Here is a 16,274-nt window from a genome sequence, read left to right on the forward strand (position 1 = left end):
CCCCAGCTCCCCATCTCCCTGCCTTAAGAAGGCTTAGTAACTGGTATGTACTTGTACAAAACCCTCAACACTTTTTGTTGAGTAATTGGCTTAGTTAAAAAGCCAGAAGCACCCACTACCTTGGCTCGCACTCGGTCTACAATTCCGTCATTACCTGTGAGAATAATTACAGGTATATTTTTGAATACTGAAACTCGGCGAATTTGGGAGCAAATTTCATAGCCGTTTGCTACGGGCATGACCAAATCTAAAAAGATGAGGTTGGGTTTGTGTTCGAGTAGCTGCACTAGAGCTTGTACCGAATCTTGAATATTGATGTAGCGATAGCCAGCATTGGATAGAACGTTACCCATCGTCTGGCTATCAATACGGCTGTCATCGATATAAGCCACTAGAGGAGCAGTTTGTAGAGCGGGTGATGGGGAAGGTAGGGGGATAGAGGGGTTGAGTGAAACTTTGCCGTTATCTTGCTTCTTTATTGCCTCATCCAAGTCCTGTTTGCTGTCAGTAGTTTTGAGAAGTTCAGCAGTAATGCTTAAGTCTTCAATTTCAATCAAGCCAATTAATCCACTACGGATGTAAGGAAGAAGGGAATGGGTTAGAGGTAAAGGGTTCTGTTTTAACTTGATGGCTAGATCTCTTAGGGCTTGCTTGCCATCGGCTAAGATTGTGAGATTTTGATAGGCAATTGATGAAGTCTGCTGACGCAATTTTTCGGCTTGCAAGATGACGGGAGCTTGGTTGGGTGAATAGTCGCTTAAACCGGCTTGCTGCCAAGCCTGCCATGTCTCAAGGGCTTGCTGCCAAACTTGATCAACACGAATCACAACCCAGCCAAAATCAATGACGTTGTTTGGAATCTGTCTGTATGTGAGTTTTAACCCTGAACGATAGCCAAATAGTTCCCCGGCTTGGATAATATCAAACAGGAGTTCGGTGGCATGACTTTCCAGAAGTCCTGCCATTTGTCCCAGCATTACTTTTCCTTCTCTTACGAGGGCAGCCAAGCATTCATAATTTCGACATTGAAGGGTTGCGCCTTCCTGCCCAATTGCATCGACAATTAAGTGGGGACAATGCCGAGAAAGCTGACGATACCAACGGCGGATCGGATGCCGAACACTACCACAACCAATCAAACTCCCTAAGCTAAAGTACAGCCTCCATTTCTGGTGTTGGGGAGTTGAAACAGATACATCTAATTGACCTGTAAATTGTTGGTTAGCACAATCTTGAATTCGCTTTAACAGCTCTTCGGTGCTAAATATGACATCATTTCTGGCGATTGGCCATTCGACTGAGCCAACAGATGAAGGAGCAAGCATGAGCGATAAATCAGGGTTTTTAGAACCGGAAATAATTACATCAATCACCATTATTTTTTGTAAAACTCAGAGCTTATATCAAGATAAACACAGCGAGTTTGGCTCAAATGCGTTGAGGCAAAAAGACTGGCTATATTCCCAGTGCCGGAACAAAGGACTAAAAAACTGGGTTTGCAGTAACAAATTCGACCAAAAATTACCGGGTATATTTGATACTACCCTGAAACGAGTCTGCCTTCACTAGGCGTGTCTCTGTTATATTAATTCAATACGGCTGGAAGGAGGCATTGGTAGATGTGTTGCACCGCTTAACACCCAGCGCGATCACAGAGTTTTGCATTCTCATAGTGTTAGTCTTTACCCTAAGACTCGTTGCTCTTGGGAGTGAGACTAACCTATGATTCAAAGTATAACAACTAACGTTTCAACTGTCAGCCTAGTGTTCATAAATCCTAAGTCACGCTTGACTTTTATTTTTTTGGTGTTGTCTAGGGACAAGAGCAATAAAAGTAGGACGGCTCGTTGTAATTATCACCTTGGTGTGATAGGTCTGTCGAGGTATTTATTAATTTCGACAAGATGAAAATCTATTTAAGAGACTGACCGAGAAATAGACATTTATTGTTTTTGGGACTGAGCAGGCATTAAAGTCGGCAAATAGGTCTGTAAAACGTTCAGCAGCTTTTCCCGGCTGATTGGTTTTGTTATAAAATCTGATGCGCCGACTATCTTGGCTCGCGCTCTGTCTATGATACCGTCCTTGCCGGTAACAATAACCACAGGTTTATCTTTGAAAAATGGAACGCGGCGAATTTGAGCGCAGATTTCATAGCCATTGGCAATCGGCATGACTAAATCTAAGAAAATCAAGTCGGGTTTATGGGAGATTAGTTGTGATAGAGCTTTTTCCTGATCCTGAATGTTGATGAATTGATAACCTGCCTGGGTGAGAACTTGATTCATAATCAAGATATCGACTTGACTATCCTCAATACAAGCGATTAGGGGATAAGTTGATTTAGGTTGCACTGAGTTGGCTGGAGTTGTAACTCTCTTATATTCAGGGCTAGAGGTTAAAGGTAGCTCAATCGTAAAGCTCAAGTCTTTAACTTCAATGAGTCCGATTAAGCCTTGGTGGGTGTAAGGCAAAATTTGTTGAGCTAAAAGCAACAGACTTCGGTTTAATTTAACCGCTAAATCCCTGAATGTCCAATTACCATCTGCAAAAGTAATCAGGTTATCGTAGAACGTATCTGAACTTTGCTGCTGAAATCCTTTTAAATCTTTAAAGAGCTGAATCCCATCTACTAAAGCACTTAGATTTCCACCAGATAGTAATGAAGTTTGTCGCTGTAATTCCTCCACTTGTAAAATATTGGGGGCTACGTTTGGAGAAATATCAATTAAACCGGCATTTTGCCACGCTTCCCAAAACTGCATAGCTTGCCGCCAAATTCGTTCAGCAGATGTCATCACCAAGGCTGAATCGATGGTGTCTTGGTGAATCTGACTGTAGCTGAGTCGTAACTTTGACCGATAGCGATTTTGTTGCAACTGTTGAATAATATCGAACAGGATCTCTGTGACGCAACTTTCAATAATGACTGCCACCTGCGCCTGGGGAAGTTTTCCCTGTTTCACCAGTTCGGCTAAGGAGTCATAGTTCAACTGCTGGAAACAGTTTAATGTTTGAGTAGCGGCCTCGCTAATTAGCTGTGGGCAATGCCGAGAGAGTTGACGATACCAACTGCGAACGGGATGTATCCCACTGCCACCGCAGATTAAACCGTCAGAAAAATAAAGGCTCCAATATTGATTTTGGGAATTTTCGATATCCCATCGACCTGTAAATTGTTGGTTAGTGCTAGAGAGAATCTGGTTGATTAGGTCGTCAGGGGTAGCTAGCTCATGAGTCGAGATAGGTGGTGCCATGGCGCTAAGACATTCCGACCATTTTTGGGAATACCCTATAGCTGGCTGCATTTGATCTTTCATAAATTGTCTAGTCAAGATATTTGCCGGAGTAAAGTTTGGCTGAATTGTAACCTTCAACAATCAGCCATGCAGAAATAACTAAGTCATAAGCCCTGGTTGACAAGGAGGCTTTTCGATGGAGCTAATTACTTAAAAACTCCTGTGGATTTGTACTGAGTACAGAAAAGCCAACCTTACTGCTTGTTTTGTACGAAACGCCCTGCCTAAATATGCACAGACTAGGGGATTAATTTTTAACGTCTGATGTAGATGCGATCTTTATCCTAGACGCGATCGCGAGGAATTGGGTGAAGCTTGTATCAAGTTTTGTAGAGCTTCTATTAATCTTCTTTCAAGAATTTTGTGATTTTTTCTAAGCTCCGCTCACCGTCGCCTCACGATGTCAGCGGTCTATCTGGGTATTGTACACATAACGACCCCAGCAAGTGAAAATCAATTTCTACTTGCGCACTCGTCGCCCCAATCACAGGTACGACTGAATCTATCGGTAATAGTCTACTACTATACCATGCCTAAGCAAAGTCGTGTTAATAACTGCCTAACTCTTTAATTAACTCATTGAGTACTTTCTCCGCTGCCTTGTAAGCAGGCGCGTTCCTGCCAATTTGGAAATTGCCAAGAATGCGAGCGCAAATTGTTTCCAGATCAGATAACTTTTGAAGTTGTAGCCTGAGAGTTTGATTTTCAACCCTCAGGCTACTAATTCCCCCAACGCTGCTCTCAAGCGAGCTAACTCCTCCCGAATCGGTTCGATTTGGGTAGAGATGCGTGTGTCTATTTCTGCCACATTAGTCGGGGCAAGGGGAATATCTAAAGCAGCTTTGATGGCATTTGTAATAAATTCAGTCTGGGTAAGGTTTTCGGCAGCACACTTAGCGCGAATTGCCCCGAGCAAGTTGCTGTCTATGCGAAGACTTATCTGAGTCCGTTTTGCCATTGCTCCATTGAAAACACTCAGATTAGCACAGGATGAGAGGATAAACAACAACTTATTGAGTAGGTCGGCACGGGTTTAAACTTTATGGGTGACGGTTGTCATTGGTCATTCGTCATTTGTCTTGGGGTTTGGGTTTCCAGCCTCTTTTCCTTCTTCAATATCCTCGACTAAACGGTCTAGCTCGCACTGCATCTGAGAGCAGACTTTTTGATAGCAGGCATTGACATAATCACGATTACTGGCGGCAGTGCGACCATAATGCTCAAAGACAATTGGGGTACAAATACGAGTGTGCATCGTTACAGGTAAGGGAATATTGGGCAAAGGTCCAATTGCCAATCCCCAAGGTAGACCTAGATAGATAGGAAAGACTTGTGGATCAATACCAAACAACCACGGCAGCATTCCCCACTCGTGCAGTTGCCGTGCCTGTTCGTAGCAATCACCTAAAACAAATAGAGTATCGTGTGCTCCGTGGGAAATGACTGGCACAATCGGCACGCCTTCCCAAAGAGCTAGCTTGATAAATCCCTGACGTCCTGCAAAATGAATTTTCTGGCGCTGGTGATAGGGACGAAACAAGTCTTGCGCCCCTCCTGGATACACTAGGACACTAGCACCTTTCCGGAAAGCAGCGATCGCCATTTTAGGATGAGCCATCACCGCTCCAACTTGAGCCGCTAGCTGCGCCAGTTCTGGATAGACTTTCCAAACGTGGGGATGCATTAAACCATAGACCAGACGCTCTGTGCCAAACCGCCGAAACCAGTCATACATCATCATCGACATATCTGGGGCAGCTAGTCCCCCATTGTGGGAGCCAACAAGTAATACTTTAGTCTGAGCTGGAATATGGTGCCAACCATCGGTTTTTACTCGAAAGTAATGATGGTAAAACCATGACCACATGGGCATCAATGATTCAATCGTTCGGGGGTCTCGCTCCTCTAGTGACCAACCCAGTCGCTGGATAGAGGCTTTGCTGGCATTCATGAAGGTTAACGTTAAGTTACGGTTTGCTGATTAGTTTATTTTGACTGGAATTTAGCTTAATCGGCGAGAAGCCCCACATCTGCACTTCTTCGAGTCAGTGTGAGGCTGCCGGTGAGCGTCAGCCGAACCGATGAATCGCCAGTGAATTGATGCTATGAGGGGCTAGGGGAGAGGTATCCCTTGCAGTACTGGGAGTACACTTATCTATACTTGTGTCTCCTTTCGTCTGCAATTGACAAAAAAAATCCCCTTGGCAGGCATCTCAGACCTAACTAGGGGGATTCCCAAACAACCTAAACACTAAACAGGAGAATAACGACCACGTTGGACTGCGTTTAAGCTCCCTTACTTAACTAGTTTGGAGTCTGGACAGCCGTTTTGGGTAGAGTAACGATGAAGTTGCTGTAAAAGTTTGGTGAACTTGCGAGTCTCTTTTATTGCTTGAATGGCTTATTACCCAGTACCACCATCGGTATTAGCTAGTTCTCTCTGCAAGGGTAGTGTCACGGTGAAGGTTGTTCCTACTCCAACAACACTATCAACAGTAATTCCACCGCCGTGTAAGTCTACACTTTTTTTAACAATAGACAGTCCCAGTCCTGTACCTGGAATGCCACTGACATTGCTAGCACGTTGAAAGGAATCAAAGAGGTGTTTTCTATCTTCAGGTGGAATGCCAATACCGCTATCTTGAATGCGGAAAACTGCGTTTGAGTCTGTACACATCAGGTCGAAATGAATCTTACATCCTTCAGGAGAATATTTGATGGCATTGGAGAGCAAATTGGTAAAAATATGCCTTAGGAGTTTTTCATCCATTTGGGCGTCGGCACAGTCGCACTGGTTGGTAAAGATAAGGGTGTATTTGGGGGCATTCCCTTGAAATGTGTCTACGAGTTCGCGACAAAATGCTACCAAATCGATAGAATCAGGGGTATATTTGAGTTTGCCCAGTTCGACTTGATTGACAATCAACACATCATCGAGGAGTTGCGTCATCTGCCCCACTGCTAATTTAATCCGTCGATGGTGATTCCGTTTTTTCTCTTCTGGCAATTGGTTGCTGTACTGTTGCAGCATATACTCAGAGGATAGGATTGTGGTTAGGGGTGTACGGAATTCGTGGGAAACCAAGGACATAAATTGGGAACGGAGTTCGTTTATTTCTCGTTCCTTGACTAGGGCGTGTTCTGTAGTTTTTAGTCGAATTTTCCATCTTACATATCCGTAAACTGTACTTACAAAGGTGATAATATAAAGACTATACGCCCACAATGTTTTCCAGGGGGGAGGAATAATGGTTATTTTGAGGGATGTGCCTTCTTCATTCCAGATACCGTCGTTATTTGAACCTTTGACTCGGAAGGTGTAGGTGCCGGGTTCGAGGTTGGTGTAACTAGCGTAGCGTCGGATGCCTGAGTAAATCCAATCTTTGTCAAATCCTTCTAGTTTGTAGGCGTACTGGTTTTTTTTTGGGTTGGTGTAGTCGAGGGCAGCGAATTCAAAGCTAAAGAATTCGTCTTTGTAGGAGAGTTTGATGTCGCTAGCTTCAGAAATTGCTGTGTCTAGTTTTACACTTTTATCGAAAATTTTAAAATCAGTGATAACAATAGGGGGAATGTGGGGATTGTCTTTTACTTGGTCGGGATAGAAGGAATTGAAGCCATTGAGTCCACCGAAGAACATTTCTCCATCTTTCGTTTTGACATAGGCTTTCACTCCATCGAATTCATTGCCCTGAAGCCCATCGTTGACATCGTAGTTTCTAAAGGTTTCGGTTTTAGGGTTAAATTTTGATAGTCCTTTGCCAGTGCTTAACCAAAGGTTTCCATTATCATCTGATAGAATGCCGACAACAGAGTTGTTGGGAAGACCATCTCTTGTTGTGTAATGGGTAAAGGTTTCGGTGGCGATATCGAATTTATCAAGTCCACCTCCGTAAGTGCCAATCCAGAGCGTACCTTCTGGATATTCATATATTGATAAAACCCGATCATAACTCAAACTATTGGGATTATTTGGGTCGTGTTTGTACTGGGTAAACTCCTCAGTTTGATGATCAAATTTGTTGAGTCCGCCATTGAAAGTGCCAATCCAGAGGGTACTTAAATAATCTTCGTATAGTGAGGTTGTACTGTTATCACTCAAGCTCTTAGGGTCATTAGGATTATAGGTGAAGTGAGTGAATTTTTTAGTTTGGCGATCAAATTTATTAAGCCCACCGCCGAATGTGCTAACCCATAAATTACTGAATTTGTCTTCAATAATGAAATTCACATTATTATTACTCAAACTATAAAGTTCATCTGGCTTATGAGTATAGTTCGTAAATTTTCCATTTTTTTGATCAAACTTGTTTAGTCCACCACCGCCTGTACCTATCCAAAGTACACCAGACTGATCTTCATTGACTGACCAGATTTTGTTGCTACTTATGCTGTTAGGATTATCGGGTTCATGTGTGTAGTGGGTAAATTTTCCATTTTTAGGGTCAAGTTTGTCCAGACCTCGGTTGAAAGTTCCAATCCAGAGTCCCCCACTTATGTCTTCGTAAATTGATGCGATATGATTATCAATTAAGCTATTATAATTGGGTATTTCTTGTTGGTAAATAAAAAATTTATTTTTTTTTAGATCAAGCTTATCAATACCGCTGAAACCTGTTCCGATCCACAATATTTCTGAATTGTCTATCAAGATAGAAGCAACTGTGTTTTCACTCAAGCTTTTTGGGTTATCTGAATCGTGGGTGTAATGAGTAAATTGGTTGATTTTGGGATCAAATTTATCGAGTGCTGTGCCGTAGAAATTTCCATACCAGCTACTGGTTGTTAGCCAGAGATTACCTAATCGATCTTCAACAATTGAACTGACAGTATTATCGCTCAAACTGTTAGAATTATTGGGGTCGTGTAGGTAATGAGTAAACTGCCGTGTTTGGCGATCAAACTGATTGAGTCCTCCACCATTCGTGCCAATCCAGAGCGTATCTTCTTGGTCTTCATAAATCGACAAGACAGTATCACTACTTAAGCTGTTAGGATCATCAAGGTTATGTGTATAGTGAGTAAACTGCCGTGTTTGACGATCAAACTGATTAAGTCCTCCACCACCAGTGCCAACCCATAGCGTGCCCGATTTGTCTTCATAGATTGACAAGACAGTATTGTTACTCAAGCTATTAAGGTTATTTTGATCATAGGTGTAACGAGTAAATTGCTTAGTTTCCCGACTAAACTGATTGAGTCCTCCACTATCAGTGCCAACCCAGAGCGTACCCAATTTGTCTTCATAGATTGACCAGACGGTATTACTTCCTAGACTATTTGGATTTTCAGGGTCATTGGTATACCGAGTAAACTTCTCTGTTTGGCGGTCAAATTTGTTTAGTCCCCCGCTCTCAGTGCCAATCCAGATTGTGCCGAACTTATCTTCATAGATTGACAAAATAAAGTTATCGGATATTGAATTTAAGTCTAGTTCATTGTATTTATAAACTGTAAAGCGATATCCGTCATATTTATTGAGTCCATCTTGAGTACCAAACCAGAGAAACCCTTGACTGTCATTAAGCATTGCAAGGACGCAACTTTGGGACAGTCCCTTGTTAACACCTATCTGCTCAAATTGAAGGTTATATTCTTCACCATAAACATTTGATGGTAGGCTCAATATGAGGTAAATTGTCAGGATTGCTAGAAATATCCTCTTTAGCAAAACTATGATTTTAGGGCTTATTCCCAAGTGCAAATGGACTAAATATAACATATAACGAAATGCCGAAGCCCATATACTCTGATGGTTTGAGGTAAACTTGCAAGTAGTAGTGTGGGCATTGCCCATCCTAGTGTAGAAGGAATATAAAGCGGATGAACTGACACTTACAGGTGCAGTCTTTACAGAAAAGCGCTACTTAAAAAGGCAGTTGTAAATATCAAAGAGTGTATCGACAACTTCCTTCCTCGCAGTCAGAAACAGGATAATCAGAGTTATCTCCACTAGTCCAAGACTGTATCGGTTTTTCCGCCAATCCTTCTGGCTTATCAGGCAACGACATTTCGTAAACGACGTTACCTTCCTGACCGGGAACTTTGTCTGTCACAATCCCCACCAAAGTATGGTCATTCACGCTGAATTCTACACCACTGGGAAGAGTTAGCCCATTTTCTTCCAGAACAGCATTGGGATTCAAGCGGAATTGGGAGTTAAAATCCTCATCTAACCAGCTCTTAGCGACAATTTTGGACAAAACTTTTTGTGCTTCGGTACTATCTTTTGTTAACAAAGGCATTTCGATTTCCTCTTAATTACAAGAATGGGTTAAGTTAAAGTGGCAGTCCATCAAACACGGATAACAAGCATCTCAAATTGATTCCCGTCACCCTCAATGGGTTAATCTGTGAGGCTAGCTAGTTTTCGCTTCTCACATTTACCCATTGTGCCAGACAATATAACGTTTTGTAAAACTCTACAACAGTTTCTCTAACATCAAAGTAGCCTAGATAGCATTATAAGGCTAATTTATGGGTTGGCTCCCCAAGATGAATTCCCCTACCGAAGTTTCCGCATAATAATCTGTCCCCACCGCCGCCGCAAATAAATCAGAATTTCCAGCGCCAATTGCACAAGGTGCCAGATTCATGGCAGTGGCTACCAGGTACATCGTCTGTTGCAAGGAACCTACATCCTTGAGGATGAGAGAATAGGCAATGGATTCATAAACCCAAGCAATCCTAGGGAAACGTGCAGCAAAGATAAGCAGCACCTGCGGCATACAGGATTTGCCATTTGCCAGATATGCATCTTCTAAAAGCACTTCTACCTGACTGTTTCTGCTACTCAGGTGCGTAAGCTGATGCGCTTCGGGACAATAGCGGTAAATTCCCGAATCAAGATTTTCACAGGTATTGACGATCGCATAAAGTTCTAACTCATAACGACCACCACTATTAGCATAAGGTCTATGAGTACATTCCCCATAATCCTTAGCCACTATTCGTTTATTTCTCGCGCAGCGGTAAATAAACTCACCTAACTGTTTGTCAGTCATCGGTTTATCGCTATAACGTCTAACTGACTGCCTCTCTTCCAAAACCCGGGTGAAAGGATAATCGTCCTGTTTGAGTTTCTCGATATCTGGCTGGTAAAGTTCGATGATGTTATCAGACACTTTCGGTTTCACCATGGGAGGCTGGGGAATCTTGTCTACGAATCGAAACGTTTTCCCCGCTGGATTACTATGCCGTCCTCTTCGACTCCTCGCATGAAATAGCAAATCGTGAAATTCCCAAGAAACCAACGCCTCCCTTTCTTCTTCTTTCAGCTTACCCTCTTCGCTAACTTCCCCTAGCATTTCACTACTCAACAACAGGCTGAAAAACTGCCGTACTGTCTCTTGGGAAATACCTGGTATTTTCGTGCAGAGTTCCTTACAGGTTTGCGGTTTTGCCAGTTCAGCAACCAGTGCCGCCCCTTTCCAACCCTTTAAAATAATCGCTACCTGAGATAAAGGAGATTCTAGTACTAGCTGTTCATCAATTTTGTGGCAATAGGCAAAACGCGATATAGCATAGCTTCGCTCAATTGCTGCTTCTTGCAACTGGAACTTCTGCAACGGGTAAATAGGAATCCGAGTGGCTAAGGGCAAACCTTCACAAAGAACGGTATGGCAAAGCATACCCCACTTGATAAACTGTTCGAGGTAATAGTAAAACTGTGGAAGTTCTGAAACTCCATCGCTCTGAAGGACTAAATCGCTGAGATTTTCCTCCGTTGCACCTTCAGCGGCAAGCGTTTTGATAGCAGCTAACAGTCCAGGTGATATCGGCTCAATAGTTAGGGTGTACTGTGGAATATTCCCCTTGATACGAGGTGATTGAATGATTATGCGATCGCTTGATTCTTCAATGACAGAAATGTTATTTTTAAAAGATAGAATAAATGGATTTTGCATAAGCCGAACCAATAGAATCAAGCCTTCTTATTTTAAAATTCCCTTATTAATAAAGAGATAGGGGGTATAGCCCACCTTGACAAAACGACAAAACTATTAATTAAAGAAACATCGGAAAGGGATTAAGCTGATGTTCTGGCAACGGTTCTGATAACCAGCCTAATTTTACCGGAACCTCATACAGCCGTCCAGGTGCCAAGCGCTTCCAAAAGTGACGCATTCCCGGCGCGATAACCTTAACTACATTTAATCCAATATCAGGACGAGTCTGATCCAAAACTAGCACCTCCATACCCTGCCCTTCAGCAATCTGCACACACGTCATCACATCATCGCGCAAGTCATCACTCCACATCTGAGCATAATCGCTATAGACCTTCGGTTTAATGTTAGCATCAGGAGCCAGATAAGGCTGATTGTTTAGTGTTGCAGTCTGCCACCACGCCTTTGCTACAGGATCATCAAAGCGGTATTGAGTACTACCGTTAGCATCCATCGTTAAAACAGCGGGTAAGATTTGATTCAATTCAGTAATTGCCCGCAAAATCGCAATTTTCGCGTCAAAATGCGCTCCAAACCCGAAGACGATATCTTCTACTTCTCTATCCGTTCGCCTAGAGATAGCAACAAACGTGGGAATCGTGAGATCCGTGGTGAGATCCAAAACCCAGATATCCCGATGAATCCTGCGATAATACTCAATAACCGCTTGCAAATACGGCTCATCAAAACTCGCTAAATCTACCGCCGGACGCTTCACTCGATTGTACCACCACAACGCCACCCCATCCCGTTCAACCAACTCCATAAACCCTTGCAAAATGGCTTCTTCCTTCGTATTTCCCGCCGCTGCCCCATTAGAATTTGCCCAACAGTACGGATTTTCCTCTCTGGGATAGCCGTAGTAGCAAAATGCAGTCGGAAGATACTTAAAATCGTGATAGGTTAACGACCAAACGGGTGTCCATTCAATCTCCCGTTCCTCGTCAAAGGGTTCTGGCACTTTCTGATTGAGAAGCGATTTCGCGTTCCATGCTTCACGATTTTTATATTGAGTTTCACTAAAATTCATACAAGTACTAGGATGAATTGCCGCATCCCCCATTCTTCTGTAACTCTCCTTCTGCCTGATTTCATCCCCTTGAAAAATACCCGAATATCTCTCTAATGCTTCACAAAGGGCGCTTGCCTTTGCTTGAATATCTGTTTTCCCCTTCCCACCACTCTTGCCGCGTACCGTTTGCCGCAAAAAGTACAACCGATCAAACATCATGGCAAAATTATGCCCAGAATAGTAACTGTGAATTACACTATCCTCAGCCTGTTGTTTTGGCTTTAAGCTATGGACAACTCCCGTAATCGGACTGATATGATGGTCGTAATTTTTCAGAGTTTCTTCCGGGGATAAACTCCGATGTCCCCCATCAGTGGTAAAGGTTTTCTTCCGGCTTCCTATAGAAATCGGTAAAGCTTCTTTATTATAAGTATCTATATTCCCGCAACAAGGGCATTGGGGACGCCGAACCAAGATGTGATTTTCTGTCTTGAGAGATATCGCATCTAATGTTACTACAATCCCTTCAAGTTCTTGGTTTTCTCCCTGAATAATCCATTTAAGAAGTTCGGTTGCCGCTAAAGTCAGTCCCGTTTGCAACGTTGAAGGCAGGGAGGCTATTGAAGTAGAGATAGGCTTTGAACTGCCTAACTGTTTCTGAATATAGGTTTCAACAGGACGGTTTGTTCGCAGCCGTTGAGCTAAACATTCCCAACATCCAGTTTTTCCAGGATAAAATATCGGACCTATCCAAATTGTTCTTCCCGCGGGTTTCACTAGCATCCATGGACGGTTGAGATGCAATGATTTTTGATTGAGATTGGCTAAACTCTCCTCTAAATAATCATCAGTTAATACAACTTCAATATCTCCCTCTTCCTGAATTTCAATTTGGAGGGATAGTAGGATATTGGTTAACTCTATTGTGGGGATTTGACTGCAATTTTTAACAGAGATATTTGTTGATTTTAATCGAGATAAACTTTCTTGGCTATTACTATTCAAATTCTCATAAAATGCTGCTGTACTCGATGATAGTTCATCATTCGCTTCAATAATATAGCCGTTTTGCTCCATGACCATTAAAGCGTAGTAAACCTCAGCCGCAGATGCCTGTCCTTGCAACCGCTCGATAATATCATCAACGGTATGCTGTCCATCTATTAAGGGGGCTACTTGTTCGTAAAGATGACCGCTGAGTAAGAAATAGTCATTTTCAGATAGTAAAAAAACTTCTTTATCTAGAATTTCAACATGAAAGTAATTTTTAAACTTCGGTTTGTTAATCATAGTAGGGAGATGGGGAGTAGGGAATGGGGAATAAAGAGTGGGGATGGATGAGCTTACCTCTATTCTGTGGTAATAGCTCAACCTTAATCAAATCAATGATGCTAACCTGGTCTTTCGGCTCGATAATCAACTACCCTGAAGAGTGTGTGCAACTTATTCAGGAAGCCACTTGAACATGACTGACCTGAGAATTGTTTCTTTGCTTCCCAGTGCCACGGAGATTGTAGCAGCATTGGGGTTAACGGATGCGATTGTGGGGCGATCGCACGAATGCGATTATCCCCCAGAAATTCAAGACAGACCGGCTTGCACTGAGGCACGATTGAATTCGGAAAAACCCAGTGCCCAAATTGATACAGATGTTCGCAGTCTGGTGCAAAGTGCTCTCAGCATTTACGCCATCAAAACCGACATCCTCGAACAACTGCAACCTACCCACATTGTCACCCAAGATCAGTGCGATGTTTGTGCGGTTAGTTTTCCAGAAGTCAAGAAAGCAGTGGGTGAACTGATTCGCAGTCATCCTGACATCATTTCCTTGCAACCCAATCACTTAGCTGAAGTTTGGGCAGATATTGAACGGGTGGCAAACTCTCTAGGGGTAGAATCAGAACCTGTGTTGAGTCAGTTGCAGTCTCGTATTGAAGCGTGTCGGCAAAAGACCCAAAAATTGTCAATAAGCGATCGCCCCACGGTGGCAGCGATTGAGTGGACAGACCCCTTGATGGCAAGCGGCAACTGGATTCCAGAGTTAGTCGATAGTGCTGGCGGTTATTCCTTATTGGGAGCGTTGGGCAAGCATTCCCCTTATCTAGAATGGGATGCTTTGGTTAAAACTGACCCCCAAGTTATTATTATCATGCCTTGTGGTTTCGATTTAGAGCGTACTCGCCAAGAAACTCAACCCCTGACGCTGCGTCCAGAGTGGTCAAATTTGCAAGCGGTGTGCAATGGTAGGGTTTATATCACAGATGGGAATGCATACTTCAACCGTCCCGGACCGCGATTGGTCGATTCCGTGGAAATTTTAGCAGAGATTTTGCACCCAGAATTATTTGAGTTTGGCTATCGAGGAACTGGGTGGGAACCTTGGGAAAGTGTATAAGCGTTACTCTGTAGTGCCAGGATTTTAACCTATGCAGCCTTTGGGCTGATTGACTGCGGGTAAGATGTGGACGCCTCACCCGTTACATCCAAAATGGTCTAACCCTCGACAGACTCGAACAGGAGTGCAATTCATGGTTACATCCCCAGACGCTACACGCACTGAAACCGATAGTATGGGCGCGATTGAAGTCCCCAGCGATCGCTATTGGGGTGCTCAAACCCAGCGTTCCCTGATTCACTTTGCGATCGCGAATGACACGATGCCTAGGGAAATGATTCGGGCACTGGGCATCCTCAAAAAAGCAGCAGCTACAGTCAATCGAGATGTAGGAAAACTGCCAGAAGGCAAAGCTAGCCTGATTATTCAGGCAACCGATGAGGTGATCTCCGGTAAACTTGACGAGCATTTTCCCTTGCGCGTCTGGCAAACCGGCAGCGGCACCCAAACCAATATGAATGCTAACGAGGTTATCGCCAATCGCGCCATTGAATTAGCCGGGGGAGTTCTGGGAAGTAAAGACCCAATTCATCCCAACGATAACGTTAATATGTCCCAGTCTTCCAATGATACCTTTCCCACAGCAATGCATATTGCAGCGGCAGAGGAGATTAACCATCGACTCATGCCGATGGTGATAAAACTGCGGGAGGGATTAGCTGCTAAAACAGAGGAATTTCAGGATATCGTCAAGATTGGTCGCACTCACCTAATGGATGCAGTTCCCCTAACGTTGGGACAAGAATTTTCGGGTTATGTCTCCCAACTCGATAAAAACCTAGCACGAATCCAAGGGGCATTGCCTGATTTATATGAGTTAGCCATTGGGGGAACGGCTGTAGGTACGGGACTCAATAGCCATCCAGAGTTTGCAGTGCGGGTAGCAGATAAGGTAGCAGAATTTAGCGACTTGCCCTTTGTGAGTGCCTCAAACAAGTTCGCGGCTTTAGCTGCCCATGATGCGATCATTCAAGCTAGTGGTACGCTCAAAACCCTGGCTTGCTCATTAATGAAGATTGCCAATGACTTGCGCTGGCTTGGTTCTGGTCCCCGTTGTGGTTTAGGAGAGTTAATCTTACCTGCCAATGAACCCGGTTCTTCAATTATGCCGGGTAAGGTTAACCCGACTCAGTGTGAAGCGATGACAATGGTATGTGTGCAGGTAATTGGCAATGACACAGCGATCGCTCTTGCTGGTTCTCAGGGTAACTTTGAACTCAACGTTTTCAAACCCGTGATGATTCACAACCTATTGCATTCAATCCGGTTGTTATCCGATGCGTGCTCATTATTTACCGATCATTTAGTCGTCGGTATTCAGCCGAATCGAGAGCAGATCGAGTATTTCCTTACAAACTCCCTGATGCTAGTGACAGCACTCAACCCTCATATTGGTTATGATCGCGCTGCCAAAGTTGCGAAGAAGGCTTATGAAGAACGCAAGACACTCCGACAAGCTTGTATTGAATTAGGTTTCCTTACAGGTCAAGAGTTTGACCAATTCGTACGACCAGAACAGATGATTAGCCCTCAAGCCTGATTACAGCCTGAGTGCAGCGTGACGGAAATAACTGATCCGCTAAATATTTCCCCAGCTCCCCCGCACCTCTGCACCCCCGCAC

The 16,274-nt window shown here is 43.6% G+C and carries 10 protein-coding genes; 2 read left to right on the top strand and 8 right to left on the bottom strand.

All coding sequences use genetic code 11. The features are described from left to right. Positions 1-23 precede the first annotated feature (23 nt). The 8 genes from IQ257_RS24535 to IQ257_RS24570 all read right to left on the bottom strand — a co-directional run bounded on the left by IQ257_RS24535 (position 24) and on the right by IQ257_RS24570 (position 13,547). A complete protein-coding gene (locus IQ257_RS24535) occupies positions 24-1,376 on the bottom strand; it encodes a response regulator (protein ID WP_228060995.1) in 1,353 nt (450 codons plus the stop codon). A gap of 567 nt (positions 1,377-1,943) precedes the next feature. Continuing rightward, entirely contained in the window at positions 1,944-3,320 is a 1,377-nt protein-coding gene (locus IQ257_RS24540; RefSeq protein ID WP_228060996.1) for a response regulator, read from the bottom strand. Positions 3,321-4,011: 691 nt separating this feature from the next. After that, the gene (locus IQ257_RS24545) at positions 4,012-4,257 is read right to left on the bottom strand and encodes a hypothetical protein (RefSeq protein WP_193878764.1); all 246 of its coding nucleotides are present in this window, start codon (positions 4,255-4,257) and stop codon (positions 4,012-4,014) included. A gap of 105 nt (positions 4,258-4,362) precedes the next feature. After that, positions 4,363-5,250: a lysophospholipid acyltransferase family protein gene (locus IQ257_RS24550; RefSeq protein ID WP_193878766.1), complete on the bottom strand. Its 888-nt coding sequence runs from the start codon at positions 5,248-5,250 to the stop codon at positions 4,363-4,365. A gap of 453 nt (positions 5,251-5,703) precedes the next feature. Continuing rightward, positions 5,704-9,018 (bottom strand): sensor histidine kinase, encoded by a 3,315-nt coding sequence (locus tag IQ257_RS24555; RefSeq protein WP_193878768.1) that lies wholly within the window; start codon positions 9,016-9,018, stop codon positions 5,704-5,706. 166 nt (positions 9,019-9,184) lie between these two features. Further along, positions 9,185-9,541: a hypothetical protein gene (locus IQ257_RS24560; protein WP_193878770.1), complete on the bottom strand. Its 357-nt coding sequence runs from the start codon at positions 9,539-9,541 to the stop codon at positions 9,185-9,187. Positions 9,542-9,766: 225 nt separating this feature from the next. Next, positions 9,767-11,203 carry a SagB family peptide dehydrogenase gene (locus IQ257_RS24565; RefSeq protein ID WP_193878772.1) on the bottom strand — a complete coding sequence of 479 codons (1,437 nt, stop codon included), beginning with the start codon at positions 11,201-11,203 and terminating at the stop codon, positions 9,767-9,769. Positions 11,204-11,303: 100 nt separating this feature from the next. Further along, positions 11,304-13,547 carry a TOMM precursor leader peptide-binding protein gene (locus tag IQ257_RS24570; RefSeq protein ID WP_193878774.1) on the bottom strand — a complete coding sequence of 748 codons (2,244 nt, stop codon included), beginning with the start codon at positions 13,545-13,547 and terminating at the stop codon, positions 11,304-11,306. Between the two features lie 175 nt (positions 13,548-13,722). On the opposite strand from IQ257_RS24570, the gene IQ257_RS24575 reads away from it, so the two are divergent. Then, entirely contained in the window at positions 13,723-14,652 is a 930-nt protein-coding gene (locus tag IQ257_RS24575) for a cobalamin-binding protein (RefSeq protein ID WP_228060997.1), read from the top strand. Positions 14,653-14,785: 133 nt separating this feature from the next. Further along, entirely contained in the window at positions 14,786-16,192 is a 1,407-nt protein-coding gene (gene fumC / locus IQ257_RS24580; protein WP_193878778.1) for a class II fumarate hydratase, read from the top strand. The last annotated feature ends 82 nt before the right edge of the window (positions 16,193-16,274 follow it).

Source organism: Coleofasciculus sp. LEGE 07092, from assembly GCF_015207375.1.
GTDB lineage: Bacteria > Cyanobacteriota > Cyanobacteriia > Cyanobacteriales > Coleofasciculaceae > LEGE-07092.